Origin of the sequence: Microvirga vignae, from assembly GCF_001017175.1 — a bacterium.
In the GTDB taxonomy this organism is placed as follows: domain Bacteria; phylum Pseudomonadota; class Alphaproteobacteria; order Rhizobiales; family Beijerinckiaceae; genus Microvirga; species Microvirga vignae.
The window spans coordinates 1-25,281 of the sequence record NZ_LCYG01000083.1; the positions used below are offsets into that span (position 1 = coordinate 1).

18 protein-coding genes and 3 pseudogenes are annotated in these 25,281 nt (G+C 61.5%); 18 read left to right on the plus strand and 3 right to left on the minus strand.

The window, feature by feature from the left end; all coding sequences use genetic code 11:
* Nucleotides 1–144: 144 nt before the first annotated feature.
* Together AA309_RS25420 and AA309_RS25425 are read right to left on the minus strand one after the other, a co-directional pair.
* Nucleotides 145–552, minus strand: coding sequence for a DUF5602 domain-containing protein (locus AA309_RS25420; RefSeq protein ID WP_047191832.1), 408 nt, complete (start codon nucleotides 550–552; stop codon nucleotides 145–147).
* A gap of 47 nt (nucleotides 553–599) precedes the next feature.
* A complete protein-coding gene (locus AA309_RS25425) occupies nucleotides 600–1,763 on the minus strand; it encodes a TAXI family TRAP transporter solute-binding subunit (RefSeq protein WP_160310545.1) in 1,164 nt (387 codons plus the stop codon).
* 732 nt (nucleotides 1,764–2,495) lie between these two features.
* Here AA309_RS25425 and AA309_RS32530 point away from each other — a divergent pair.
* From AA309_RS32530 to AA309_RS25440, 5 genes and pseudogenes are all read left to right on the plus strand, one after another.
* Entirely contained in the window at nucleotides 2,496–2,903 is a 408-nt protein-coding gene (locus AA309_RS32530; RefSeq protein WP_052954994.1) for a hypothetical protein, read from the plus strand.
* 5 nt (nucleotides 2,904–2,908) lie between these two features.
* Nucleotides 2,909–3,727, plus strand: a complete 819-nt coding sequence (locus tag AA309_RS32535; RefSeq protein ID WP_150117752.1) for a hypothetical protein — start codon at nucleotides 2,909–2,911, stop codon at nucleotides 3,725–3,727.
* Nucleotides 3,728–3,794: 67 nt separating this feature from the next.
* A pseudogene (locus AA309_RS32540) lies at nucleotides 3,795–4,538 on the plus strand (mechanosensitive ion channel family protein); the annotation flags it as partial.
* A 597-nt stretch (nucleotides 4,539–5,135) separates the two neighbouring features.
* The gene (locus AA309_RS25435; RefSeq protein WP_047191818.1) at nucleotides 5,136–5,855 is read left to right on the plus strand and encodes a GAF domain-containing protein; all 720 of its coding nucleotides are present in this window, start codon (nucleotides 5,136–5,138) and stop codon (nucleotides 5,853–5,855) included.
* 128 nt (nucleotides 5,856–5,983) lie between these two features.
* Nucleotides 5,984–6,259, plus strand: a complete 276-nt coding sequence (locus tag AA309_RS25440) for a hypothetical protein (RefSeq protein WP_047191819.1) — start codon at nucleotides 5,984–5,986, stop codon at nucleotides 6,257–6,259.
* Nucleotides 6,260–6,553: 294 nt separating this feature from the next.
* Here AA309_RS25440 and AA309_RS25445 read toward each other — a convergent pair whose 3' ends face one another.
* Complete coding sequence (locus tag AA309_RS25445) at nucleotides 6,554–7,273, minus strand: Crp/Fnr family transcriptional regulator (RefSeq protein ID WP_047191820.1); 720 nt, start codon at nucleotides 7,271–7,273, stop codon at nucleotides 6,554–6,556.
* A 950-nt stretch (nucleotides 7,274–8,223) separates the two neighbouring features.
* On the opposite strand from AA309_RS25445, the gene AA309_RS25455 reads away from it, so the two are divergent.
* The 13 genes and pseudogenes from AA309_RS25455 (at nucleotide 8,224) to AA309_RS25525 (ending at nucleotide 25,024) form a co-directional block, all read left to right on the plus strand.
* A complete protein-coding gene (locus AA309_RS25455) occupies nucleotides 8,224–10,170 on the plus strand; it encodes a methyl-accepting chemotaxis protein (RefSeq protein WP_047191821.1) in 1,947 nt (648 codons plus the stop codon).
* 4 nt (nucleotides 10,171–10,174) lie between these two features.
* Nucleotides 10,175–11,620 (plus strand): chemotaxis protein CheW, encoded by a 1,446-nt coding sequence (locus AA309_RS25460; protein WP_047191822.1) that lies wholly within the window; start codon nucleotides 10,175–10,177, stop codon nucleotides 11,618–11,620.
* The gene (locus tag AA309_RS25465; protein WP_047191823.1) at nucleotides 11,617–12,717 is read left to right on the plus strand and encodes a protein-glutamate methylesterase/protein-glutamine glutaminase; all 1,101 of its coding nucleotides are present in this window, start codon (nucleotides 11,617–11,619) and stop codon (nucleotides 12,715–12,717) included. Before AA309_RS25460 ends, AA309_RS25465 begins: the two co-directional genes overlap by 4 nt.
* Entirely contained in the window at nucleotides 12,714–13,571 is an 858-nt protein-coding gene (locus AA309_RS25470; protein ID WP_047191824.1) for a CheR family methyltransferase, read from the plus strand. The genes AA309_RS25465 and AA309_RS25470 overlap by 4 nt, the downstream gene beginning before the upstream one ends.
* Nucleotides 13,564–15,558 (plus strand): chemotaxis protein CheA, encoded by a 1,995-nt coding sequence (locus tag AA309_RS25475; RefSeq protein WP_047191825.1) that lies wholly within the window; start codon nucleotides 13,564–13,566, stop codon nucleotides 15,556–15,558. Before AA309_RS25470 ends, AA309_RS25475 begins: the two co-directional genes overlap by 8 nt.
* 368 nt (nucleotides 15,559–15,926) lie before the next feature.
* The gene (locus AA309_RS25485) at nucleotides 15,927–16,310 is read left to right on the plus strand and encodes a response regulator transcription factor (RefSeq protein ID WP_047191827.1); all 384 of its coding nucleotides are present in this window, start codon (nucleotides 15,927–15,929) and stop codon (nucleotides 16,308–16,310) included.
* A gap of 5 nt (nucleotides 16,311–16,315) precedes the next feature.
* Entirely contained in the window at nucleotides 16,316–16,951 is a 636-nt protein-coding gene (locus AA309_RS25490; RefSeq protein ID WP_150117754.1) for a chemotaxis protein CheX, read from the plus strand.
* Between the two features lie 44 nt (nucleotides 16,952–16,995).
* Nucleotides 16,996–19,806, plus strand: coding sequence for a PAS domain S-box protein (locus AA309_RS25495; protein WP_244470495.1), 2,811 nt, complete (start codon nucleotides 16,996–16,998; stop codon nucleotides 19,804–19,806).
* Nucleotides 19,807–20,523: 717 nt separating this feature from the next.
* Nucleotides 20,524–21,421, plus strand: a pseudogene (locus AA309_RS33580) (AMP-binding protein); the annotation flags it as partial.
* Nucleotides 21,408–22,744: pseudogene (locus AA309_RS37865) on the plus strand (type III PLP-dependent enzyme). The pseudogenes AA309_RS33580 and AA309_RS37865, both read left to right, overlap by 14 nt.
* A gap of 172 nt (nucleotides 22,745–22,916) precedes the next feature.
* Nucleotides 22,917–23,387, plus strand: a complete 471-nt coding sequence (locus tag AA309_RS25510; protein WP_425286904.1) for a response regulator — start codon at nucleotides 22,917–22,919, stop codon at nucleotides 23,385–23,387.
* 12 nt (nucleotides 23,388–23,399) lie between these two features.
* Complete coding sequence (locus tag AA309_RS25515; protein ID WP_047191829.1) at nucleotides 23,400–23,846, plus strand: CBS domain-containing protein; 447 nt, start codon at nucleotides 23,400–23,402, stop codon at nucleotides 23,844–23,846.
* Between the two features lie 905 nt (nucleotides 23,847–24,751).
* Nucleotides 24,752–25,024: a hypothetical protein gene (locus AA309_RS25525; protein ID WP_047191831.1), complete on the plus strand. Its 273-nt coding sequence runs from the start codon at nucleotides 24,752–24,754 to the stop codon at nucleotides 25,022–25,024.
* Nucleotides 25,025–25,281 lie beyond the last annotated feature (257 nt).

Below are 25,281 nucleotides of genomic sequence, written 5' to 3' on the forward strand. Positions count from 1 at the left end.
GGGAGCCGTCCACACATGGCACTTCGCGGAAGCTGGCTGAACTTCCGCTTCAGGAAGGGTGAGCGGACCTTCGCGCGGCCGGGCTTGATGGATGCCTCATCGGAAGCGGAAGTCCTCCGCCGCCTGAACTATGAACGTGGCATCCTACTTCGCTACTCGTGCCTCACCCGCCTTGTTCACATGCCAGATCACGACATGGTAGTGGGGCATCTCGACACCAGGATGGCCCTCGTTGAAGTACATGGAGACGTGATCGTTCCGGCCGGCGAAACCTGTCAGATCGAACTTCTTCCGGTTTCCGATATCTTCGACCGGGATCATGTAGATCGTGCTCACCCGCCGCCCCCGACGGTCATAGGCGAGGAATGGTCCTGCGGGCAGCGTCTCGGGCCGGACGTAGAGAACGCCCAGCCCAGGCAGGAAGCGTGGGATTTTAACGAGATCGCTGACTCGCTTAAAGCCGCGGGGTGGCGGCCCTAGAGACGTTTGGGCCTCAACAGCCGAAGTGGTTAAAACCGCCAGCACACCCACGGCAGCTAACTGCTTCTTCATGGCCAACATCCTTCAGGCTCAGAGCGCCCCATACGAGAAGACCTTCGTCAACGTTTCCCTCGCTGCTCACGCCATTGCAGAAATTCTTCAAACAGACGCTCCATTTCGGTATCCCGACCTTCGGGCGCCAGCCTTCTGGGCCTGTCGGATCGTGAGACCGATCCGGTAGAGGCAATGCCTGCCTGTTGCGCCTGCCAAGTCTGAAGCCAGCGCTCGGCGGGCCTAAATCGACTCCAGCCCGGCAGAACAGCGGCTAAGTTCACGTCCTGCCACTTGGGGTGTTGTCGAGCAGCCTGGAGCTCAGAGAAGCGGGAGAAAAATGCGTCGACGAAGTTACTGAGCAGTTGGTAGCGGCCGCTCTTTTCCGGCCAGTTATAGGCAATGAGGACCGTCCCCAAGGCGATGGTCTCCACCCTCTCTCCTGTCGGAATGAGGCTCGGGTAGTCCTCGTGGTGCAGTGAAGCCGGTAGATAGGGTGTTGCTTGTGCCAGGTAAGGAATTTGAACAAGACGAAATCCGCCACCGCGTGTGAGGTGGTCCACAATTGCGGCCGGCTTCGGGGCTAGGAAGATTGTCGCGGCAATCCTGCCCTGCCGCATCTCTTCAATGGCCTCATTCAGTTCCAAGTGGACCTCCGAAACCTCAAGGCCGAGCATCCTGAAGAGGTCTCGTGCGATGTCCTCGACACTGCCGCCGTGACTCCCGAAATTGACGGGCTTGCCGACAAGGTCCGAGATCTGCCGGATGTCTTCTCGCGCGATCAGGTGAACCTCTTCGTTGAACAGCTTAGTGACATAGACCAGCTTACTCCTGAGATCTCCGAGTTCCTTGCCCTCCTGCAAACGCATGAGCAGGTGCTCCCGCGTGATCGTCATATCTACGCCGGGAAGTGCGAGAACATCCTGGATATCGTGAATCCCGCCACGACCGACGATCGGGAGAACGCGCAAGGCCAGCTCTCCTCGCGGGCCAGTCTCCTGCCCGCCTGCAAGGACTCTCGCGATCTCATTGATCAGTGGAACGGTGCCCCCTTCAGGTCCCCCTGCGACAATCCCGATTGTATTCGGGTCCCGGGCTGGTGCGGCCTGTTTGACGGAAGGTGTCGAGGGCGGAGTTTGCGCCACCGCCGGCGGCAGGATCAGCTCCGTTAGCAAGAGCAGAGCGGCGGCCAGTCCGCCTGCCCAGAAGGAGGTTACACTGCCAGGAACCATGTTGGCCTCCTGCTCGTGGCGCCTAAACTGTTGGCGGAGTGAGATAGTAGCACAGGCCTTCATCTCCCTGCGCCTGCACCCAAGAGGTAACCCAACCAGGCACCGGACACAGGCTCTCCAGTGAAGGTGCTTCAGCTGTCCGATGCCAACTAAATAGATTCCAGAAGGCAATGCTGATAGTGAAGGCTTCGTCCGCTCAAGTCGTGAGCTTAGTGACACATCAACCGTCCGAAAGTCCGCTGCCTGCACGCTGCGGATATTACGCCACAGTCAGCTTTAGAGCGGTAAGCGGACGTTCAAAAAGGGTAAGGGAACTTCCGCTATGACCCATTTTCAGACCTTCACGGGTGCGAGCACGGCACCCGCAGGGGGCTGGCTGTGTTGAACACCGATGATCATGATCGCAAGCTGCGGGCGGGCCGGGCCTTCGATCAGGTTAACGGGTGATAGCCGAAACCGGGGCATTCGCCCAGCGATGATGGCGACTCGTAGGATCCGGCCCGATTGACCTCGGCGACCGCCGCAAGCTGCCTATCGATCCCCGAACTTCCATGTCTCTGCTAGTGGGTAGGGACGTGCTACGGTGGGGCTGACGCAGGAGCGCTGCCCATGCGTGTTGCAGCGCGTGTTGCAGTCGTCTGGCTCGCCGTTGGCCTTTGGGGAAGGGGTTAGCCTGCGCCGGTCCGTCATCCGCGCAGGAAACTTCGCCTAGCCCGCCACCGCCTGCCGTGCATGACCTGGTCCGTCTGCTGGAAGACCCGGCCGTTCGAGCGTGGATTGAGAAGGCAGGAGCCGTCGCCGCTCCTCCCACAACTCCTGCTCCTTCGCGCGAAGGCACTGCTTCGCCGGGCTGGCGGAGCGAGTCTCCAGAGTACGGGAGCACTGCGCACCATCGCCGCCGCCTTGCCGCGCCTGCCGGACAAGGCCGCCCGCGCTTCCGCCAATCTGCATCAGGATATGCGAGGGCCCGGTCTGTTCGGCACTATCCTCCTGTTCGTCGTCTTCCTAATTCTCGGCTGCGGCTCCGAGTTCCTGTTCTGGTGGGCAACAGCGCGCATGCGCGCTTGGATCGGCTCGCACCCGATGACGACCGTCCCGCAGCGTCTGCGTATGATCGGACTTCGCCTTGCCTTTGGGTGACGCTCGTGGCGATCTTGGGCCTTGGCAGCGTCGGTGCCTTCCTGCCGATCGAGTGGCCGCCCCTCCTGAATGAGCTTGTCCTCGGCTACCTGCTCGCCGTGCTGGTCGTGCGCTTCGCACTGATCCTGGTCCGCGTCGCCCTCGCGCCGGGTGGAGTGGAGCTGGAGGAGCCGGAGAGATACAGAGTGGTGTCGATGACGGCCGCGCGGACTCGCTACTGGCACCGTCGACTCGCCCTGTTCATCGGCTACTTCGCGTTCGGCTGGTTCACGATCGGCCTGTTGTCTCCGCTCGGCTTCTCGCCCGAGACGCGTGTGGCGGCCGCCTACCTGCTCGCCCTAAGCCTGCTCGCGATCGCCATCGAGGCGGTCTGGCGACGTCCATCCACGGAAGCGGATCATCCCCACGCGAGGCTTGGGCGTACCGCTGTGAGGGTCGTTCTCACGGCCTATGGCGTGGTGCTCTGGCTGCTGTGGGTCGCGGGCCTGAAGGGGGTCTTCTGGCTTGCCGTCATCGCCGTGCTGCTGCCGAAGGCCGTCGCGGTCGGCAGAGACATGGTCTCGCATCTGCTGCGGCCAACAGGGGAAGAGGGGGAAGGGCCGAGCATCCACCGTGGTGTTCTGGAGGTGTGCCTGGAGCGAGGCTTGCGCGCCCTGCTCATCGTGGGTGCGGCCCTGTGGCTGGCGGATGCGTGGGGCATCGACCTGATCGAGCTGACCGCCCGGGATACGCTCCTGACCCGTCTCCTGCACCCGTCTCCTGCGCGGAGTTCTCGGGAGCGTTGTCGTGATCCTCGTGGCCGATTTCCTATGGCAGGTCACTAAAATGGCCGTGAATGCCGGGATTGCCAATGCGGAAGATCCGACGGAGCCGGGAACGGAGGCCGCGGTGCGCCAGGCGCGGCTTCGCACGCTGCTGCCGATCTTCCGCAACATCCTCCTGGTGCTGATCGTGGTACTGGCAGGACTCACGGCACTGGCGGCGTTAGGGGTGGAGATCGGTCCGCTCATCGCCGGAGCTGGTGTATTCGGGGTGGCCGTGGGCTTCGGCGCCCAGACGCTGGTGAAGGACGTGATCAGCAGGATCTTCTACCTGCTCGATGATGCGTTCCGGGTCGGGGAATACATCCAGAGCGGCAGCTACAAGGGCATGGTCGAGTCCTTCTCCCTTCGCTCGGTCAAGTTGAGGCACCACCGCGGGCCCATCTGCACCGTGCCGTTCGGCCAGCTCGGGGCGGTGCAGAACATGAGCCGCGACTGGGTGATCGACAAGTTCCAGATCGGCGTCACCTACGACACCGACCTGGAGAAGGCACGCAAGCTGATCAAGAAGATCAGGCAGGAGCTGGCGGAAGATCCTGAATACGCCCGGCACATCATCGAGCCGCTCAAGATGCAGGGCGTTGAGCAGTTTGGGGAGTATGCCATTCAGACCCGATGCAAGCTGACGACGAAACCGGGCGAGCAGTTCGTGATCCGCCGCAAGGCCTTCGCTCGTATCAAGCAAGCCTTCGACGAGAACGGCATCCGGTTCGCCTTTCCGACGGTGCAGGTCTCAGGTGGCGAGGAGGCGACGCCGGCTGCAGCGCGGCACGTGATCGAACGTATCAGCTCCGAGAAGTCCGCGGTAGAATAGGATGGTGAGGCTCGGTGGCTGCAACGCATACTTGGCGATGCGACGAGCCTGAACGTCTCGTTCTGGCACTTCTCGGAAGTAGCGCTTTAGTCTGCCCGTATGGTCAAAGTGGACATTTGCGACAGCTCGGCGAATTTCAGAGTCTGACCCGTTGTGGTCATTCGGATGGAGCAGCCGACGGCAACCAATTTGGAGTTTACCAAGCACCCGGGCCAATTCCTGCTGCGGCATCTGGACAAGTTTGCGGAGATTTCCCACGCGTCGGCGCCACCTCGCATATGTCCTCACACTCGGGATTGTCGGTGGACCCCTGCCGATCACGCGCAAGCGACCGAGGGCGGCGCCAGCCTCTTCATCCCTGGCGGTCATGGTTCTGTCGCACCTGACGCCCCCTGCTGAACCACCAACCAAGCGAGGGTGCCAAGCCTCTCAGCCTTGCAGGAGGTTAACACTCCTCAGCCCCATCCCATAGAGGGGCTTCTGCTCGGGAGAGGTTGTTCGCCAGCCATAGCCACTCGCAGGAACAAGGCCTTGCAGTTCTCTCCACCGGGGCGGAGAATAGGTCGGGTCAAGGCACCGTTCCTTGAGGGTAAGCCGATGGCGCCGACTCTTGGCCAACGCCTGCGCGACTGTGCTGGCCTCCCTGCGGCGCTGGAGTGCGCGTTGGCAGAGGGCCTGGAGGTGAGCGACGCTCGCCTGGGCAACATTCAGCTTATCGACTGGACCGTGGGTTATCTCACGCTCGAAGCCCAGCGGGGCTTTGACGAAGAGTTCCTACAATGCTTTGCGCGCGTCACAGCCGGCGACGGCACGGCCTGTGGACGGGTGCTGCGCCGGCGCGAGGCGGTCTTGATCGAGGATGTCATGGCAGACCGGGATTTCAGCCCCTTCCGCGTGGCCGCCTGCCGCGCCGGCTTCCGATCGGTTCTGTCTCTGCCTCTTGTGTCCACCAGTGGCGCTCTCGTCGGGGTGCTGTCGACGCACTTCGACCGACCACGTCCGATGACCAATCCTACTCTGCGCGCTCTGGAGCGGGCGGCACGGACAACGGCCGACGCAATCATCCTGCACCGCGTCCGGAGCCATATCTTCGACGGGCAGGCTCCCGCAGCACTTGGGCACGACGTCGAACCACGGGCAGCCGCCGCGATGCGGAGGGTGCAGCGGGCGCATGGAAGTCTGATGACGGTCGACGAGTTGCTGCGCCGCTCGTGGCAAGCAATTCACCGTTCGCGGGAGCTGCTGTCATCAAGCGACGCAGCCGCACTTCCCAAACCTGCCGGAAAGAAGAGCGATACATCCGAGACGTCACGCTGATGACCAAGTTCGCGAGCAGATCTCAGTCATGAGGCTTATCGTGTGATCATCGTCGCCAGGTCCGAACGCGTAAGGCGCTGGTGGCCGAGAGAAACCCGAGCTCACGCCTACGCCTGCAAGGTGCCGCCATGACCGATCTGCAACAGGAACGGGACGACCTGATCCAGGCGGATCGGCACCTTGCCCAGGGCGAGCGGCGGATTGCCGACCAGATCGCCTTGATTCAGTGGATGACCATGAAAGGCTACAACACGGCCGTGGCCACGGACCTGCTGCGGTTGCTGGAGCAAACTCTTGCGCTCTGGCAGGAGCACCGCCAGCTCATCCTGGAGACCATCGCCCGGCACGAACGGTCCGCGTCTCGACCTCACCAGGATCCGGCTCCTGGGCCAGAAGCTCCCTGACCCTTCGAAGCTCCTCGGCCGGGTGCGGCAGGAGCTGATCCAGCTCGGCCCCGATCCGGGCCATTTCCCGAACTTGGTGCTGGATCTGCTCCTGCGCCTCGAGCAGGCTCTGACGGAGCCGTCTCTGCCACGATCTTCTCGGCGCGCCGGATCAGAGGATCATCGTCGGTCGTCATGACAATGCCTGCTCGCGGGACTTTCAGGCTCAATGTCGAGCCGAGGGCCGTGTTCCAATAATGACCCTGTGCGATTTCCATGGTTCAAGACCACGATCCGGCGGAGGACCCGCTCCGGTCAGCGTGGCTCGTTCTCGAGGTTCAGGAAGGTTGGATCGAACTCGGCGACCCCTTGCAGCCGCAGCCAATCCTCGATGGTGACGGTGTCACCACGCCAGGTGACCAGTTCCTTGGTGCGAAGCTCCTTGATGATCCGGTTGACGTGAACGGTCGAGAGCCCCAGCACGTCTCCTAGCTCTGCCTGGGTCAGAGGCAGCTCGAAACTCATCTCCTGGGTGAGCCCCACCGTTTGCAGCCGCAGGAACAGCTCGCAGAGCAGGTGCGCAATCTGGTTGAACGCCGGACGCCGCCCCATCGCCACCAGCCACTCCCGGTGCGTGGCAGCATCAATGAGAGTTGTCAGCCACAGCAGCCGGCTCAGGTGGAGGTGCTGGTCGGTGATCTTGCGCAGGGTGCTGTGGGGGACTAGGCCGATCCGACAGGGCGTGAACGCCACGACGCCGTGATCCATCCGCTTTTGCAGGAAGCTGTGTAAATCAACGAAGTCGCCTGGGACGTGCAGCGCCGTGATCTGGCGCTTGCCGTTCCGCAGCAGCTTGTAGCGGGCGGCAAAGCCGTCCAGGAGCAGCGTGCTGTCGGTCGGGCGGTCGCCCTCCCGCACCAGATCCTCATCCGCCGGGACCTCTTTGGTCCGGGCCACCGCACCTTTGAGAACCTGCTTTTCCTCGTCTGAGAGGAAGTCATACCGCTCCAACCTGCGGATCAGCCGGGAGATCACGGTCGTATTCCTTTCAGGCCTCTTACTTTGCTCCTTTGTTTAGCAGAAGTGCGGCCAAGGTTAAAATCTTGGTGGTACATACGTGAGCGGTCCGTGATCGCGGTTTACGGAAGCTGCGCGGTTCGAGGGACCTCCCTCGATCCATTATGCACGCGCCACAACAAGTCTGGGGTTAAGAGAGGGTAGGCAACTTCTCGCAAGTTCTCCTTACGTCGCCAACACCAACCGGGCGAGAGCTCTCACAATGGCACAGGCAGTGGCACAGGGCTCGGTCGCCCTTTCAAGGCGGGGGACTATCCATGACGAGCTGAGAGGCCTTGCTCGTTGTAGCCCGTGACAAAGAGAAACGGGACGTTCTGGAGCTTCAACTTGTCTACTACCGGAGACACCGTCTTGCCGCGAAGGTTGACGTCAAGGGCTGCTCCACTCAGCGAAGGCGTCTGTTCAATCGGCGCGACGGCATCCTCCACCGATGGCGCAGGTCCCACGACGACTGCACCTGCAGCGAATCAACGCTGCCGATGGGAGAATGGTGTAGAACGGCGGGTGATTTGATCTGAGCAGAAAGCAATGACTGCAATTTGATTACTTTGCTGAGCATGCGTGCACCGTGGAAGGACCGCTTCTGGCGCATCTCGGAAGTGGGCCGAATGTCCGCTGAAGGCGGGAACACCGGACGTTCCTGATGGGCAGGGAGATTTCAGAGTCTAACCCAATCCAGACGTCACTAAACGGGGCAGGGGCGAAGCAGCCTTGGCAAGGCTGAGGCGTTCCATCGAGTTCTTTTTCCGAGTTCTTTTGCCTGGAATGAATCCAAGCGATGCCTTGCTCGGATAAGATCTGCAACTATAAAAGTTAGGCTTCCTCGATCCCGTGTTGACGGAGCCATCGGGTGGCTTGCCGGTCAGGGCGGGCGGCCGAATACCGTCTACAAACCCCAAGGGGCCTCAATGGCATTGGTCAAGACGTCCGCACTCCCGGACAAGGGCAACCCACGTCCGGTGGACGATGAAACGCCTGCTGCGAATGTGTCTTCTCCCTCCGCCCGGGGAGCGACGTCCCAGCGTCGGATACTCGGGCGGGTTAGGGCGCGGAAGCAGCAGGCCGCCGAGCGCATTGGCGCCGCAACGGAGGAACTGGCGAGCGGAGTGGCCGAGGCGTCTGCAGCGGCGGAGGAACTCCGGCGTTCCATGGAGCAGATTGCCACCGGAGCCGAGGAAGCTGCAGGCGCATCGCAGCAGTCGCTCTCCGCCATCGTGAGCCTCGGCGCCTCGTTCTCGGAGGCCAGGAAACACGCGGAAGCCGCACGCACGAAGACGGCTGACCTTCAGAGCCTTTTGATCGAGACCGCCGCCCAGATCGATGCATCCGTGGCGTCCGTCGAGGCGAACGCCACCCGCCAGAGAGCTATGGTCGATATCATCTCACTCCTGGAGCGGCAGGCCGCCACCATCGGGGAGATCACCCGCGTGGTGGGCGACACCTCTGACCAGACCAACCTTCTGGCTCTCAACGCGGCGATCGAAGCCGCGCGAGCAGGGGAGAGTGGCCGCGGCTTTGCTGTGGTCGCCGACGAGGTGCGGGCCCTGGCCGGAGCCTCGGAGAAGAGCGCGCAAGACATCCAAGGACTGGCGGAGGTGATCGTCGGCGAAATCCGTTCCGTTGCCGAGAGGATCAGGACAGCGGCGGAGACGGCCTCGAGCGAGGCGCAATCCGGTCGCAGCATCGTTGCCGCGCTGGACAAGATCCGATCGGATATCTCTCTTCTGGCCGAAGGCAGCCAGTCCATTCTCGTCGCCGCCGTTGAGGCGGAGGCGGCGGTTCGTGAGGCGCAACGCGGGGCCGAGCAGGTCGCCAGCGCCGCCGAGGAGCAGGCTGCTGCGGCGGCGGAGGCCCAGCGGGCTGTTCAGCAGCAGAGCACCGCACTCGACCAGAGCCAGCAGACCGCGCAGGCACTGGCGGTACTCGCCGATAATCTGCAGGCGGACGCAGCGGGCTCGGCCAGCGCCGAGCAGGTCGGGTCGGCGGCCGAAGAGCTCTCGGCCGCAATCCAGGAGATCTCAGGCGCCGCGGGTGAGATCATGACGGCGGTCGATCAGATCAGTCGAGGAGCCCAGATGCAGGCCGCGGCGACCCAGCAGGCCAATGTGGCGATGGGGCAGATCGAGCGGGCCACCAGCGTCTCGCGAGACGTCGCGGACGCATCGGTCGAGCGCATCCAGGCTCTTGCCTCAGCTATCCAGGAGAACCGTTCCGCAACCATGCGCCTGGCAGCGGGGGTCGAGGGTGGTCTCAAGGAAACCCGAGCTGTGATTGAACTGATGAGTGGGCTGGACGAGTCCGGCCGGCGCATTGAGAAGATCGTCGATAGCATCGCTCTCGTGGCGGTCCAGACCAACATGCTGGCCGTGAGTGGCTCCATCGAGGCTGCACGAACCGGCGATGCTGGACGCGGCTTTGCAATTGTTTCCGGGGATATCCGCAACCTGGCTCGCGATGCTTCCGAAAATGCCGACCGCATCAAGGACGTCATTCGCCAGATCCGTGACCAGATCGCCGTCGTTCGCCGTGATCTGGAGCAGAGCGCCGCCATTGCGGAGGCGGAGGTGGCCAAGAACACCCTGACGGCCGAGAGATTGGGCGCCGTGGAGGCCGGCGTCGACGCGATCCGTCAGGGCAGCGCCGCGATCCTCGCGGGCTCGGAGACCATTCTGACGGCCGTACGCGAAGTTCGGCTCGGCACCCAGCAGATCGCTGCAGTTGCCGAGCAGGCCGGAAGCGCTGCCGCACAAGCTGCAAGCGCGGCGCGCCAGCAGGCGCGAGGAGCCGAGGATCTGGCGGCCGCGATCGAGGAGATTGCCTCCCTCGCCGACGAACTCCAGATCGTGGAGTCGTAATGTGATGGCCAAGGCGGCCCTTGCGTCTGTCACACAGTCGTTCCTGACAGTTGAAGTGGGAGGCGAGCGCTTTGCCCTTCCTGCGGCCGATGTTGCCGAGGTGATCCGTCGTCCGGCCATAACCCGCGTGCCGCTTGGACCTTCAAGCCTGCTTGGAGTGGCCAATCTCCGGGGTGCGGTGATACCCGTTGTGTCGCTGCACAGTCTCCTTGGGCAGAAGGGAACACCTCCCGCGAACGCGCGGGTCGTCGTGATCGACCGCGGCGCTCCTGTCGGGCTTGCCATTGACAGGGTGGCGTCGCTCGGATCAGCAGCGGGGGAGGCGCCGGGCGACAGCGCGCAGGCGCGGCTGATCGACCTGGATGCGCTGCTCGCCAAAGACTTCGGCAGCTTCACGCGTCGGACACAGGGTAGGCAGGTCTCCGCCCCACGGGTGCTCCAGGAGCAGGCTGCAGACCGGGACACGGTTGCTCTGGTTTGGTTTGCCGTGGCGGGGCAGGATTTTGCGCTGCCGCTGACCTCCGTTCACGAGGTTGTGGCCCTTCCGGACCATGTGGCGGTGGTCCCCCAGGCGGATGCCGTCATGCTGGGCGTGCTGTCCCTCCGCGGACAACTGCTGCCGCTGGTTTCCCTTCGGGGACTCCTTGGCCTCCGTACCGCCAGTCATGGAGGCGGCACAGCCCGGGTCGTGGTGGCCCGGATCGGCGAGGGACTGGTGGGTCTCGCCATCGATGGCATGAAAGAGATCCTCCGGATTTCCTCGGATATGATCGATCCCGTTCCGGCGATCCTGACCCGAGGTGACGCGGAGGCCCAGATCCAGGGGATCTGCCGGCTCGAAGGCGGACAACGGCTGGTCTCGATCCTGTCGTCGGACCATCTGTTCCGCGATCAGGCCCTGGTCGAGCAGATTTCCTCCCAAACGGAGAAGAACCACGACATGGGTACAGAGGACGGACCCTCCCATGACGACGAACAGTTCATCGTCTTTCAGCTGGGTGGCGAGGAGTACGGATTGCCCATTGAAGCGGTCGATGAAGTCGTGCGCGTGCCTGAGGCGCTGACGCGGCTGCCCAAAGCTCCCGCTTTCATTGAAGGAGTCATGAACCTGCGCGGCCGCGTCGTTCCGGTCATCGATCAGCGGCGGCGCTTCAGGTTTGAAACGCAGGGGGAGAAACGACGGGAACGCATCGTCGTCGTCAGGATTGACCACATGCAGGCCGGCTTCGTCGTCGACACCGTGTCAGAGGTTCTCAAAATTTCTCAAGCGCAGCTTCGCCCGACTCCCGATCTGGCAGCGGACGGGAGCCAAGTTATCGATCGCATCGCCAATATCGAGGTCGAGGGGCGAATGATCCTTCTGCTCGACCCGCGCGAACTGCTGGATAGGGCCGAGAAGGATCTGCTTGCCGCAATGGCCAACGATCATCCGAAGCGATCTGCCACGTGATCCGGCTGCTCATCGTCGATGATTCCCCTCTGATGCGACGTCTCCTCGGCGGTGTCTTCACGGCCGAAGGCGACTTCGAAATCGCGTTCGCCCGCAACGGCGTGGAGGCATTGGAGCAGCTGAGCGCTTTCAGCCCGGACGTGATCACACTCGACGTGAACATGCCCGAGATGGATGGCCTCGCCTGTCTCGATCGCATCATGCTGGAGCGCCCGTGCCCAGTGGTGATGGTTTCATCCCTTACGGACGCAGGCGCGAGCGTCACATTGGAGGCCCTAGGGCTTGGAGCCGTTGATTTCATCACAAAGCCTGACCGCGCGATCTCGCTCGAAATGGAGACCCTCGCGCCCCAGCTGGTCGAGAAGGTCCGCGCCGCATCGCGGGCGCGGCTGCCCGGCAGTCTGAGGCTGGCCGAACGGGTGCGGTTGCGCAGCGGCTTGGGATATCAGGCGCCAGCTGCTGCGCCACGAAGGCCGGTGATCGCCTCGCCAGTACGACGCCGGATCAAGGATTTACCCGCACATGGGGTTGTGCTGATCGGCACATCGACGGGAGGGCCGCCGGCGCTGGATGCTCTTCTGTCCCGACTGCCTCCGGACTTCCCCTGGCCGATCGTAGTGGCCCAGCACATGCCTGGCTCGTTCACCGGTCCCCTGGCACGCCGGCTCGACAAACTGTGCGCCCTCACGGTCACGGAAACCATCCACCCGATGCCGCTCGAACCCGGCAATGTCTATATCGGCAAGGGCGACGCGGACATCATACTGGGTGTACGACCGGATGGCCCCGTCGTGATGGCTGCGCCTTCCTTGCCGGAGCATCGCTGGCACCCGAGCGTCGACCGCATGGTGGACAGTGCTATGCAGCACTTTGCACCCGGAAGCCTCATCGGTGTGCTGATGACCGGGATGGGCAGCGATGGGGCTGAGACTATGGCGCGTCTGAGAGCCCAGGGTGGCCGGACTATTGCCGAGGCGGAAGAGAGTGCTGTCGTCTGGGGCATGCCCGGCGAGCTAGTTCGACGCGGGGGCGCCGAGATCGTCGTGCCCTTGGAGCAGATCGCCGACCGGGTCATCGATTTGGTGGAGCAATCATGAGCAGACCGCGCAAGGCACAGGCGCTGACTGCCGATGAGATCCGCCGACTTTGCGCGTTTCTCTACCGCCATACCGGGATGATTTTTGGAGAGAGCAAGCGCTATTATATCGAGAGGCGGGTCGCCGACCGCATGGCCGCGACCGGAACGCACACTTTCCCAGCCTACTTCGCATATATCGAATCCAACGGGGGCGAAGTCGAACATCTAATCAACATCTTCACGGTCAACGAAACCTATTTCTACCGTGAGGAGCATCAGCTGCGGTGCCTCAGCCGCTCCCTGCTGCCGGCGATCGTGGAGAATAGGCAGCCGGGAGATCTCGTACGGATCTGGTCGGTGCCGTGCTCCACAGGAGAGGAGCCGTATTCCGTCGCGATCTGGCTACTGGAGAACTGGCCGATGGTCGACGCCTACCACATCGAGATCGTCGGCTCGGACATCGATACACGCGTTCTGTTCGAAGCAGAGGATGGAGATTACGGAGAACGTGCCCTTGCCCGCCTGCCTCGGGACGTGGTCGAGCGCTACTTCGAGCCGCCTCGGGACGGGCAGCGCAGACTGATCCAGGACTTGCGGGAGTCAGTGAAGTTCACGGCGGCTAATCTCATCGACGCTGCATCGGTGGCAGCGCAGGGGCGGTTCGATGTCATCTTCTGCCGCAACGTCCTGATCTATTTCGACGATGCTTCGCGTCTTCTGGCTGTCAACAATCTCTTCAACGCCTTGCATCCAGAAGGATACATCTGTCTCGGCCACACCGAGTCGATGACACGGATCTCGAAGCGCTTCGACTTGCGTCGGTTCGAGGATGCGATCGTCTATCAGCGACCGGGGAGCGACCGCGATGGATGATCTCCTCCAACACTTCATCGTCGAGGCGCGCGAGTTGATCCAGCAGGCCACAGACGACCTTTTGGCCCTTGAGCGCGATCCCAAGGCAGTGGCGCCGATGGATAGCGCCTTCCGGGCCGTGCACACGCTCAAAGGATCCGTCGGTCTGTTTGACTTGGCTCCCATGGGCTTTGCGCTCCATGCCGCCGAGGACCTGCTGGGCGCCCTTAAGGAGGGGCGGGCAAGGATAGATGCCAACGTGGTCGACACTCTCCTCGAATGCATCGGCCAGACGGAGCGTTGGGTCGGCGAGATCGAGCGAACAGGGCAACTGCCACCAGATGCGGCTGAGGAAGGTTACCGTCTGGCACGGGTCTTGCGCTCACAGGTCGACGAAGGCGTGGCTCGCGCAACTCCCGCGGATACTCCGATCGATCTTGGCTGGGTCGAGGATTTGATGGCCCAGAACCCTGATCCGGCGGCCATGAAGGCGCAGACAAAACCTCTTGTGGCGATCCGGTACACGCCGCGCGCCGACTGCTTCTTCGCCGGCGACGATCCGGTTGCGCTCCTGCGCTCGGTCCCGGATCTCGTGTCTGTCCGTCTCTCGAGCCGGGATCCTTGGCCGCCTACCACGGAGATCGATCCCTTTGCCTGCAATCTCAGGATCGAGGCGCTCTCCGGAGGTGGGCTCGATGCGGTAAAGGCGGTCTTCCGTTTCGTGCCGGACCAAGTGACGATCCATGAGGTCGCGCGCAGCGTAGCGGACCATGCTGACGCGGCAGGACCCGGCAGTGGAGCCGAGAGCACTGTGACGGATGGGGCCGGAGGAGCTCGCGCGCGGACGCTTCGCGTCGATGCAGCACGGATCGACCATCTGGCCGATCTCGTCGGCGAAATGGTTGTCGCGAAAAATGCCCTGGCGCATCTGGCGGGCCAAGTCAGAGACAGGCTGGACCGGAAGGATTTGGCTCAGGGCCTGCTCGTGAGCCAAGCCGCCATCGACCGTATCGTGGCAGAGTTGCACAGGGCTGTCATGGATGTCCGCATGATGCCTATGCGGGACATCTTCCGGCGCTTTCCACGCGCGGTGCGCGACATAGCGGGTCCTCTGGCAAAGGCTGTCGATTTCTCCATGGAAGGGGAAGATGTCGAGGCGGACAAGTCCATCGTGGAGGGTTTATTTGAGCCTCTGCTCCACGTCCTGCGCAATGCCATCGGTCATGGCGCCGAACCTGAACAACTCCGTCTGGAGGCCGGGAAACCGGCGAGGACCAGAGTTATGCTCCGGGCTCGTCGTGAGGGCGATCGCGTCTTGATTGAGGTCCAGGATGACGGACGCGGAATTGATCCGGCTGCTATTCGGCAGGTCGCCTGCGAGCGCGGAATCGCGCCAGCAGACGAGCTTGAGCGAATGAGCGACGCCGAGATCGTCAATCTGATCTTTGCCCCAGGCTTCTCGACGGCTTCGGAGGTGACCGACCTGTCGGGCAGGGGGGTCGGCATGGATGCCGTACATTCCGCAGTTGAGAGATTGGGCGGGCAAGTCACCGTTCAGAGCCTGCAGGGCCACGGCACGACAATTCGCCTTTCCCTGCCCCTCACCATTGTCATGGCGAGGGTGATGGCCGTCAGAGTCGGGCATGAACTCTACGGCATTCCCCTCGATGGCGTGATCGAGACGGCCTTCGTGCCCGCCTCGCGCGTCGTTCCGGTTCAGGAAGCTGAAGCCTTCGTACTGCGCGACCGGACGCTCCCTCTGGTCAGGCTCTCCGACCTTCTGGAGATCCCGCGCCCGGCGGAGCCGCCCCTAGGAATGAAGGTTGTGGTGATGGCCCTGGACGACGGACCGGTTGGAATCTCCGTGGACGCATTTGCCGAGAGAATGGACGTTCTGATGCGCCCGATGTCCGGTATTCTTGCAGGTATGCCCGGTGTCATGGGAACGGCTCTGCTCGGCGATGGCAGCGTTCTCATGATCCTTGATATCCCGGAGCTGATCGGATGAGCGTGCGTCTGGATGGTACTATCATTGTCTTGGAAGGGATCTGTCGTGTTGACGATGCGGAGCCCTTGCTCCGCTGGCTTCAGGCTGACCCGGGTCGCATCATTGATCTGTCAGACGCCGAACATCTCCATGCTGCCGTGCTTCAGGTTCTGATGGCTCTTAAGCCCGGTTTAAGGGGAGCCGCCAAGGACGCGTTCCTTCGAGACTGGATTACCCCAGCTTTATCTGATCGGAAGCCCGTCAGCATGGCACCACAGACGGGCTGAGCGGTTGTCATTCTCCAAGCGTACTCTAAAAGAGGCTGATAACCGTTCCCTTCCATACCGTTCCGGTCGTTCCGGGCAGCCGATCCCTAGCGGAGTACCTGAGTGGCGATAACTGTTCTGATCGTGGACGACAGTAAGCTGGCACGCATTGTCGCAAGCAAGGCCTTGGCCTCGCTGCAGCCGGAGTGGGAGAAGGTCGAGGCTGGCAATGCCCAGGAGGCCCTCAGCGTTCTCGGCGACCGGAAGATCGATGTGGCTATGATCGACTTCAATATGCCGGAGAAAGACGGCCTCGATCTCGCCGCCGAAATTCGCTCAAGCCATCCGACGATGCCGATCGCGGTGATTACGGCCAATATCCAGGATGAGGTGATCGCCCGGGCGCGTGAGGTGAATGCCACTTTCGTTAGCAAGCCTTTGACCGAGGAGGGCCTGCGAGGTTTCATCTCGGGAGCGGCACTGCGCCTGCGGACGGGCGGCGCATGATGTTCATGGCACAGGATGTCGCTCTTTCCGAACTCGAACGTGATGCTCTGACAGAACTTGTTAACATTGGGGTCAGCCGGGCCGCCTCGAGCCTGCGCAAAATGATTGGCGAGGAGGTGCTCCTCTCCGTTCCGTCAATCGAGATCATGGCCCCGCAGGATGCCGTCCGATTGATTGGAGAGCGCGAGACGGACGAACTCGTCGCCATTCAGCAGCAGTTCGAGGGCGCCTTTTCCGGACAGGCCCTTCTGATCTTCCCCCAGTCGATCAGCGTGGACCTCGTTCGTGCCATCATCGGCGGAGACGTGCCTCCCGATCAGATTTCCGAAATGGAGCAGGAGGCCCTGGCTGAAACGGGCAACGTGATCTTGAACGGCTGCCTTGCCACAATGGCGAACATGTTGAAACGCTCGCTCAGCATCTCCTTGCCGGAGGTCGTCCGGGGTGATGGCTCCCGGCTGTTCAGACTCGTGCAACCGCGTGCGGATGATGGCTTGGTGCTCTTCCTGTACATCAACTTCTCTGTGCGCAATAGAGACATCCGGGGCTATATCGCCATGCTCATGGATCTGCCTTCGCTTGCCGCGCTGAAGGAACTCATTGCGAGCTTCATCCATCGGGTGATCGGAGACGAGGCTTAGGCCATGTCCTCTTACCGTATCACCTCAACGAAGACACTGTCGGCATGATGGCGCGAACTCTCCCATACGAGACGGTCGATAAGACGACTGAGGTAGCGCTGGAAGAGCTGCGCCGCATTGCAGGTCCGATCTTTTCTGCCCTGGAGCGCTCGGGGCTATCGATGGTGGCAACGAATCCGCGCCTGCCTGATAACCCAATCGTCTTCGCGAATGAGGCGTTCTGTCGAACGACGGGGTATTCAGCCGAGGAGGCAATTGGCCGCAACTGCCGCTTCCTTCAGTCGCCGGATACCGATGAAGAAGCCGTTCGGCAGATCCGCGAGGCAGTTAAGGAAGGGAGGGCCATCTCGATTGAAATCCTGAACCGGCGCAAAGATGGAAGCCGCTTCTGGAATCATCTCTTCATCACTCCCGTCAGCAGCGAGGACGGTGAGCCTCTCTTCTTCCTGTCGACGCAGGTTGATGTCACGCAGTCGCATCAGGCGGACGAGATGCGGGCTGCCCTCCAGACAAACAAGCGGGAGCTCGACCGTACCAACGAGCGGCTCCGGCAGACGCTGACTGTCGCCGGAACGGGTGGATCCTGGGATTGGGACATTCCTCACGAGCGCTTCACCGCTGACGCGCGTTTCGCAGCGCTACATGGTCTTGATCCAGCAGATGCAGCGAAAGGCCTGCCGACCGAGGCCTTCTTCAGAGCCATTCACCCTGAAGACCGCGTGAGAATCCGCCTTGCAGTTGCCGGTATTCTCAACGGGGCGGAAATCTATTCCAAGGAATATCGGCTTCTTTCTTCCGATGGATCGGTGCGTTGGGTTCATGCACGGGGACGCTGCCACTTCGGCGACGATGATCGACCTCTTCGGTTTACTGGTGCCATTCTCGACGTTACCGAGCAGAAGCATATCGAGGAGCGCTTGCGGATTGCGCAGAGCGCCGGCGGAGTCGGAACGTTCGAATACGTGGACGGCTTTGCAACCGTCAGCGTTTCGGAGGAGTTTTGCCGGTTGGTTGGACTCCATCCGACCAATGTCCTGCCCGTCAGCACGATCAACACCCTCGTCGTGCCGGAAGACCCCGCCCTTGTCGAGCAGAGTTCGGGCTCCGAAGGTACGGTTCATGCCGAGTGCCGGATTCAACGGGCGGACAACAGAGAACTCCGCTGGTTGGCCCGCAGAGGTGAGTATGTCCGCGATACCGAAACGGCAGGCCTGCGGTTCATCGGTGTCATCTATGACATTACGACGGCGAAGCAGGCCGAAGAGAGACTTCGGGAGCTCAACGAGAGGCTTGAGAGCCGTGTCGCTGAACGCACGGCTGAACTTGCCGAGAGCGAACGCCGTTTCCGGGCAATCTTTAACACGACATTCCAGCTCATGGGACTGAGTGCGCTGGACGGCACTATTCTGGTCGTCAACAACGCCGCCCTGCAGGCTGCAGGAGCCGCGCGGAGTCAAGTTGCCGGCATGAAGATATGGGATGCTCCCTGGTGGGTGCATTCTCCATATGAGTCTCAGAGGGTGCGTGAGGGCGTCGCGCGGGTCGCGGCTGGCGAGTTCGTGCGCTACGAGTCGGAACTCATGCTGCCAAGCGGTAACCGTACTTTCGACTTCTCAATGAAACCTGTCCTGGATGAAGCGGGCAAGCCCATTTTCCTTGTGGCTGAAGGACGTGACATTACCGATCTGAAGCAGACCGAAGCGGCGCTGCGCCAGGCGCAGAAGATGGAAGCCGTCGGGCAGCTGACTGGAGGCATCGCACACGACTTCAACAACCTTCTGACCGGCATAGTCGGTTCGCTCGATCTCCTGAAGACGCGCATGGCGCAAGGGCGGCTTGAGCATCTTGATCGTTATCTTGCGGCAGCCACGTCGTCGGCCAACCGTGCTGCTGCCTTGACGCATCGTCTTCTTGCCTTCGCGAGGCGACAGCCGCTCGATCCGAGGCCTGTCGATGTCAATCAACTCGTCACGTCCATGGAGGATCTTCTCCGGCGAACCATCTCTGAATCCATCGAGCTCAGGTTCGCGACGTCTGAAGGCTTGCCGCTGACGTTGTGCGATCCCAATCAGCTGGAAAGCGCTATCCTGAATCTTGCAATCAATGCCCGGGATGCCATGCCCGACGGCGGCGCGCTCATTATCGAAACCGGGATGTCGCACCTGGACGGCGCCAATGTATCGGCTCGGCAGGATATCGCTCCTGGCCGCTACATTACGATCAGTGTATCCGACACGGGTACCGGCATGCCGGCCGATGTTCTGGCACAAGCCTTCGATCCATTCTTCACGACCAAGCCGATCGGAGAGGGAACAGGCCTTGGTCTTTCCATGGTGTACGGTTTTACGAAGCAGTCGGAGGGTCATGTTCGGATTTACAGCGAGGTCGACAAGGGGACGACCGTCAAGCTGTATCTGCCGGTCCACGAGGGCGAGCTTGCGGAATCTGTCGCCGCAACGGGGCTCAGCGAGATGCATCGGGCGGAGGTTGGTGAAACCGTTCTGGTGGTGGAGGATGAACGTGTCGTTCGCTCTCTGATCTTGGAGGTCCTGGCTGATCTTGGCTACCAGGCTCTCGAAGCGGTGGATGGTCCGTCGGGTCTCAAGATCCTGGAGTCGAAGCAGCGCGTGGACCTGCTTGTGACCGATGTCGGCCTGCCGGGATTGAACGGCCGCCAACTCGCAGACTATGCACGTCTGATAAGACCCAATCTCAAGGTCCTCTTCATCACCGGGTATGCCGAGCAGGCTGCCATGGCTACCGGGTTCCTGGCCCCAGGCATGGAGATGATCACGAAACCTTTTGGCATGGAAGACTTGGCCGTTCGGATCCGCGAGATCATTGAGCGGGATTAGCCAAGCCGGACGGAAGCGTCCGGCATTCCGACAGGCATGGCCACGCGGAAGCTGCCGACGCGGCAGTCGAGATGGATCGGCTCCATCTCAGGTGATGACTCTCGTCTGAGACAAAGGTCTGCTTCCGGCACAAAGCAGAAGTAGACCAAATGTCCGCGTCTGCGCGAGAAGCGGACCTTTACATCGTCGCGCTTAAGGACTGCTGCTGACCCGGAGCGGACCTAGAGACACGTCTTCAAATTGGAATATGCGAATCAACGGAAAGCCCACTCGATCGGCGCAGCGAGAGAACTTTTCGGGAGGCCGTAACGCACAAATTTCAGCTGGGCGGACAAAACGGAGTGTTGCGGTTGAACCGCGGAACCCCAAACGCGCTACCCCTAACAGAGAGGCTACTCCTAATAGAGAACTCGCGGGTCAACTGTTTATAAATAAGCATAACTCACAAGAGAAAATCTAATTGGGATGTTCCAGTTAGCTTCATTGAAGGCTTCGCATTGTAAGCATTTGCCGCACCAGTACGTTCAACGGTGCCCGTAAGAACGATAAGTTATAGGTAGATAAACACAACCGTAAAGGAACACTCCTATGACTGCGAGTCATGGTCTCCTTATACGTCCAATAACGGAAAATTTGCTTGAGCAAGCTATAGAGCTGCTCTCGCGCGGCTTCCCTGATCAGCCGGTCCGGTCCTGGAAAGACCGGATCCGCCGCCTCGGAGCGACGATTGTGCTCCTCTCCTTCCGCTTTGGCGATGAGATCGTCCAAGCCTTGGATCGCTACGCAATCACAGGGCTCGCCGGCGTGCCGACGATCTGGGCCATTCTAGCACACGCAGCTCCAAGTCTATCGCGTACATCATTATTGCCGCGTCTGCGCTACATAACCAATTCTGGATGCTCTGTTGCGACGAAGACTGTGCGTCGGCTAGGAGACCTGCTCCCCACTACTCAGATCTACCTGATGTATCGACTAACAGAGGCATTTCGCTCGACTTACCTGCCGCCCGAGGAGATCGACCGTCGGCCAAACTCGATTGGTAAGGCGACTCCTGAAACGCAAGTTTTTGTCGTCACTCCTGAGGGGCGAAGGGCGCGTCCGGGTGAGCCCGGTACTCTCGTCCATCGCGGACCAACGGTTTTCCCGCGGCTACTGGAACAGAGTCGAGGATACTGCACGCGTACTCCGACAGCACCCGTTTGTGCCGGCGGTCAACGGTGGAGAAATCGTCTGCTACTCGGGAGATCTCGTCAGGATGGATGAAGATGGCTTCCTTGATTTCATCGGCCGTGACGACGCGATGATCAAGTCATGCGGATACCGAATCAGCCCGACTGAAGTGGAGGAGGTTCTCATGGCGACAGGTTCCTTCCGGCAGGTCGCCGTGATCGGCTTGCCTGATCCCATCATGGGCCAAAAGGTCCATGCTGTAGGCGTAGCCACAAGCCCTTAAACCTTTGTCGCTGAGCCGATCCTTGCGAGTGTAGCTGAATGTCTCGCGCGGTATATGGTGCCCCGCTCGATCGAACTCGTAGAGGAACTGCCATTCTCACCGAACAGCAAGGTCGACTATAAAACCCTTGTACGGGAGCGTATTGGCGATGCCGGGAACTGAGCCAATCAGCTTTGGACATGACATTGCCCAGCAGACCTTCTCGATCGCTGGTGCTGACCTGCTCGTTGATGGCCTTGCAGTCAAGTCGCTAGCTGCGGTCTATGGAACGCCCCTGTTCGTCTACGATGCCGCCGCGATGCGGCGTGCATACCGGGAGCTGAGGAACACACTCGCCGGGTTTTGCGGGGTCTTCTACAGTGTAAAAGCGAATCCCAATCCAGCCATCCTGCGTGTATTTGTAGAAGAAGGTGCCGGACCGGAGATCGCTTCTGGTGGCGAGTATCTGCGCGCACGGGCAGCTGGTGCGAGACCGCAAAGCATTTATTTCGCTGGCCCTGGCAAGGGGGAGGATGAACTTGAGCTTGTGATCGGTCAGGGAATTGGCGAGATCCACCTGGAAAGCTATGATGAAATAGATAAGGTCGCGGCGATTGGGGAGAGACTCAACCGGCTTGTACGGGTGGCGTTCGTGTCAATCCAGCTGCCTCGGCCCAAGGCGGTGCCATGCGGATGGGAGGCAAGCCAGTTCCTTTCGGCTTTGACGAAGAGGATCTCGTCAATATAGTAGATGCGCTGCGTAGCCGACCTAGCCTCGATCTATGTGGCATTCATCTATTCGCTGGTACACAGATTCTAGACCCTGATGTTTTGATTCCACAGTGGTCCCACGCACTTGCGCTAGCGAGACACATGTCAGATCTCCTCGCTCGGCCAGTCGCCTCCGTCGACCTCGGCGGCGGGCTAGGCATCCCCTATTTCTCGGGTGAGGTTCGGCTTGACCTAAGCCAAATCAAATCGCAAATTTCGGCACTCTCTCGGCTTGTCCGTTCCGACGGGCGGCTTTGCACTGCACAGATCGTTATTGAGCCTGGCCGATATCTGGTTGGACCTTGTGGCATCTATCTTGCTCGCGTCCGCGCCGTGAAGACGTCGCGCGGTTCGCGCTTTCTGATTACCGATGGTGGGATGCACCACCATTTAGCGGCATCCGGCAATCTCGGGCAGATCGTCAAGCGCGATTTTCCAATTGTAGCGCCGGCACGGATGGATGTCGTAGATCTGCTCCCGTGTACTATCGTGGGCCCGCTCTGCACACCTCTCGATACACTTGCACGACAGGTGCATCTACCCGATCTAAAGGCCGGAGATCTCATCGCAATATTGCAGTCGGGTGCATATGGTTTGACGGCAAGCCCTATTGAGTTCTTGAGTCATGCGACGCCGGCAGAGATTCTTATTGATGGGGGAAAAGCGGCACTAATTCGAGAACGACAGCACGCCGGTGAAGGCGCTCAGCAAACCCGAAAAGAGCAATCGGTGTAGCCTGGTGCCCCGTCAGCGGGGCGGTCGGCTCTATAGTTCGCCTCGGGCCTTGACTCGAAACAGTCTTGTGCATGTCCGTTGGATGGCCGCGGAAAGCCTCGGCGCAAAAGGAACCTGGGCATTAGGAACTAACATAGGTTAATTCCGTTCGACGGGTATGATGCTCAACGACTTGCAAGGGGCTACCGTGGTCCTCGTGGTCGAGGATGAGCCGCTGGTGCGCATGACCGCCGCCGATGAGCTGGAGGAGGCAGGCTTTCAGGTTCTGGAAGCCGCGAATGCTGATGTGGCCTTGATAGTGTTGGAAGCGCGCTCAGCCGAGGTGCAGGTATTGTTCACGGACGTGGACATGCCCGGTGCAATGGACGGCTTGGCGCTGGCCGATGAGGTCCACCGGCGCTGGCCTCACATCCTGCTGCTGATCTCCTCCGGCTATGCGCGGCCGCGTCCCGACGAAATCCCGGACGACGGGCACTTCGTTCCAAAGCCTTATCGCGGCGCCACCATCGTGCGGCACATCCGCGAGATGATGGAGGGTTCGCTAGGTCATAGGGCGATGGCGCCGGAGCCGGCGCGCGTCGCATGGGTTCCCGTCTGGGAGAAGACGGGGGAGATGACGACGACAGGTCTGATGGGGGCCTAAGAGGAGGAACTCATGAAAGTCAGCGAACTCATGACACGGGATGTGCGGCTCATCGAGCCGACCCAGACCATCCGCGAGGCGGCCCGGCTGATGGCCGACCTGGATGCCGGCATCCTGCCGGTGCGCGACGGCGACCGGCTTGTCGGCATGATTACCGACCGCGATATCGCCATCCGGGCCGTGGCCCAGGGCAGGGGACCCGACACCCCGATCCGCGAGGCGATGACGGATGAGGTCCTGTACTGCTTCGAGGATGACGATACCGACGCGGTAGAGCGCAACATGGCCGACATCAAGGTCCGGCGCCTGCCGGTGCTCAACCGCGACAAGCGCCTAGTCGGCATTATCTCGCTCGGCGACTTGGCTATGAAGGACAAGGCCGCCAAGGTGGGCGCCGCGATGGCCGGCATCTCACAGCCGGGCGGCCAGCACAGCCAGTCCGGTGCTCTGCATTCCTGAGGCTGAGCGGAACCCCGTCAGGCAACCCATTTGAGCTCAGGCTGCCCCGGAGGGGCGAAGAAGCAGATGATCCGCTCGGCGGGCGACTCGCACAGATGAAAGCGCTGGTCCGGCGACAGCCGGGCCATGCCCGCGCGATTGTTCGGCTATCCAGAGCCGCCGGCCGAGTCCGTGACTGTCTCGCCATTCTCCTCAATCAGGGGATGGTAATCGCGGTCGCTGCAGCAGAAGACCGGATACCAGTCATGGGCATGCGGGACCGGCGAACCGATAACGAATGGAGCCGCGGCGAGCACCATCGGGAACGGCGGGCTAAGGGGAGGTCTCCATGGAAATTGCCCGACAACGCCGAAACGCCACCAATGTTCGGCATCGCCCCCGATGCGGCGTTCGCCCGCCGTGGCGGGTGCAAGGGAGCGCCCGCCGGCCTTTGTGGCAGGAATTGCTCGGAGACCGCTGACGAGGTTCTCGGACCATGCCTAGCTTGGACCTAATGACTGAGCCGGAGCTCATCGCGCATCTTCATCAGCTTGCCAGTGAATGCGACAGGCTCGACCGGCGGATAGCGTACGCGGCCCAGCGACAGAAGTTCGCCCAAGACCCTGGTAATACCGCAGAGGCCGCGGAGGAGGAGCGGATGTTGCTGAATGAGTTGAGCCGGCTCATGGACCGAAGGCGGGCGATCGAAGGCTACCTGAGGCGGGTGAGAGGACAACTCCGTCCTCTGCGGCCCCATGTGTTGCTCGTCGGCTGATCCGGTCAGGGCCGGCCTGTCTGATTCAACGGGGTTTGGTCCCCTGAGCTCTCCAATCGCACTGGCGCATTTGGGCGGACCACTCCAAGACTGGTGCGTCGACGCCGGGGAGCAGGTCCGGGACCGGCATGGCCAATTGGGAGGGATGCCGATGATCTTAGAGATCGATCCCCTGATCGCCTTGGGCGTGGTGCTGGCCACCGCCACGACTGATGCTGCCTACGTGTTCTTCAACGCGGCCGTGGTGGCCCGGCACCGGGTCAGGGCAGCGAACTGGAGCGCCATCTGGTACCTGCTCTCGGCCTTCGCGGTGATCAGCTACACGGAGCATGCGGTCTACGTCGCCTTCGCGGCCCTTGGTTCCTGGGTTGGTGCCTTCGTGTCGATCACCTGGCTGGTGCGGATCCCGCGGCCGAAGGCATGATGGGGCGGGCGCAAATGTCCGTTCTTGGCACGAAGCGGAAGTAGAGGAACGTCTGCGTTCGTGCGGTGAGCGGACCATTTCAAGGCTGCACTTAAGAACCGCCTTGGACCAAGAGAACCGCCTTGGACCAAGCCGGACGTCGATCCGGCGGATGCTCTGGTCCGCGATCTTACTGCATCAAGCGATACATTCGGTGGGGATCGTGGTGTCTGCTCCCAATTACGGCATCAGACGCTTTGATCAGGTGCGCCTCAAGA

Bases quoted from the DNA above. Each gene is read 5' to 3' on its own strand.
- AA309_RS25455 (WP_047191821.1), top strand. From the start codon at position 8,224: ATGGCATTGGTCAAGACGTCCGCACTCCCGGACAAGGGCAACCCACGT.
- AA309_RS25525 (WP_047191831.1), top strand. From the start codon at position 24,752: ATGATCTTAGAGATCGATCCCCTGATCGCCTTGGGCGTGGTGCTGGCC.
- AA309_RS25435 (WP_047191818.1), top strand. From the start codon at position 5,136: ATGGCGCCGACTCTTGGCCAACGCCTGCGCGACTGTGCTGGCCTCCCT.
- AA309_RS25470 (WP_047191824.1), top strand. From the start codon at position 12,714: ATGAGCAGACCGCGCAAGGCACAGGCGCTGACTGCCGATGAGATCCGC.
- AA309_RS25425 (WP_160310545.1), bottom strand. From the start codon at position 1,763: ATGGTTCCTGGCAGTGTAACCTCCTTCTGGGCAGGCGGACTGGCCGCC.
- AA309_RS25440 (WP_047191819.1), top strand. From the start codon at position 5,984: ATGACCGATCTGCAACAGGAACGGGACGACCTGATCCAGGCGGATCGG.
- AA309_RS25460 (WP_047191822.1), top strand. From the start codon at position 10,175: ATGGCCAAGGCGGCCCTTGCGTCTGTCACACAGTCGTTCCTGACAGTT.
- AA309_RS25475 (WP_047191825.1), top strand. From the start codon at position 13,564: ATGGATGATCTCCTCCAACACTTCATCGTCGAGGCGCGCGAGTTGATC.
- AA309_RS25490 (WP_150117754.1), top strand. From the start codon at position 16,316: ATGGCACAGGATGTCGCTCTTTCCGAACTCGAACGTGATGCTCTGACA.
- AA309_RS25495 (WP_244470495.1), top strand. From the start codon at position 16,996: ATGATGGCGCGAACTCTCCCATACGAGACGGTCGATAAGACGACTGAG.
- AA309_RS25515 (WP_047191829.1), top strand. From the start codon at position 23,400: ATGAAAGTCAGCGAACTCATGACACGGGATGTGCGGCTCATCGAGCCG.
- AA309_RS25420 (WP_047191832.1), bottom strand. From the start codon at position 552: ATGAAGAAGCAGTTAGCTGCCGTGGGTGTGCTGGCGGTTTTAACCACT.
- AA309_RS32530 (WP_052954994.1), top strand. From the start codon at position 2,496: ATGACCTGGTCCGTCTGCTGGAAGACCCGGCCGTTCGAGCGTGGATTG.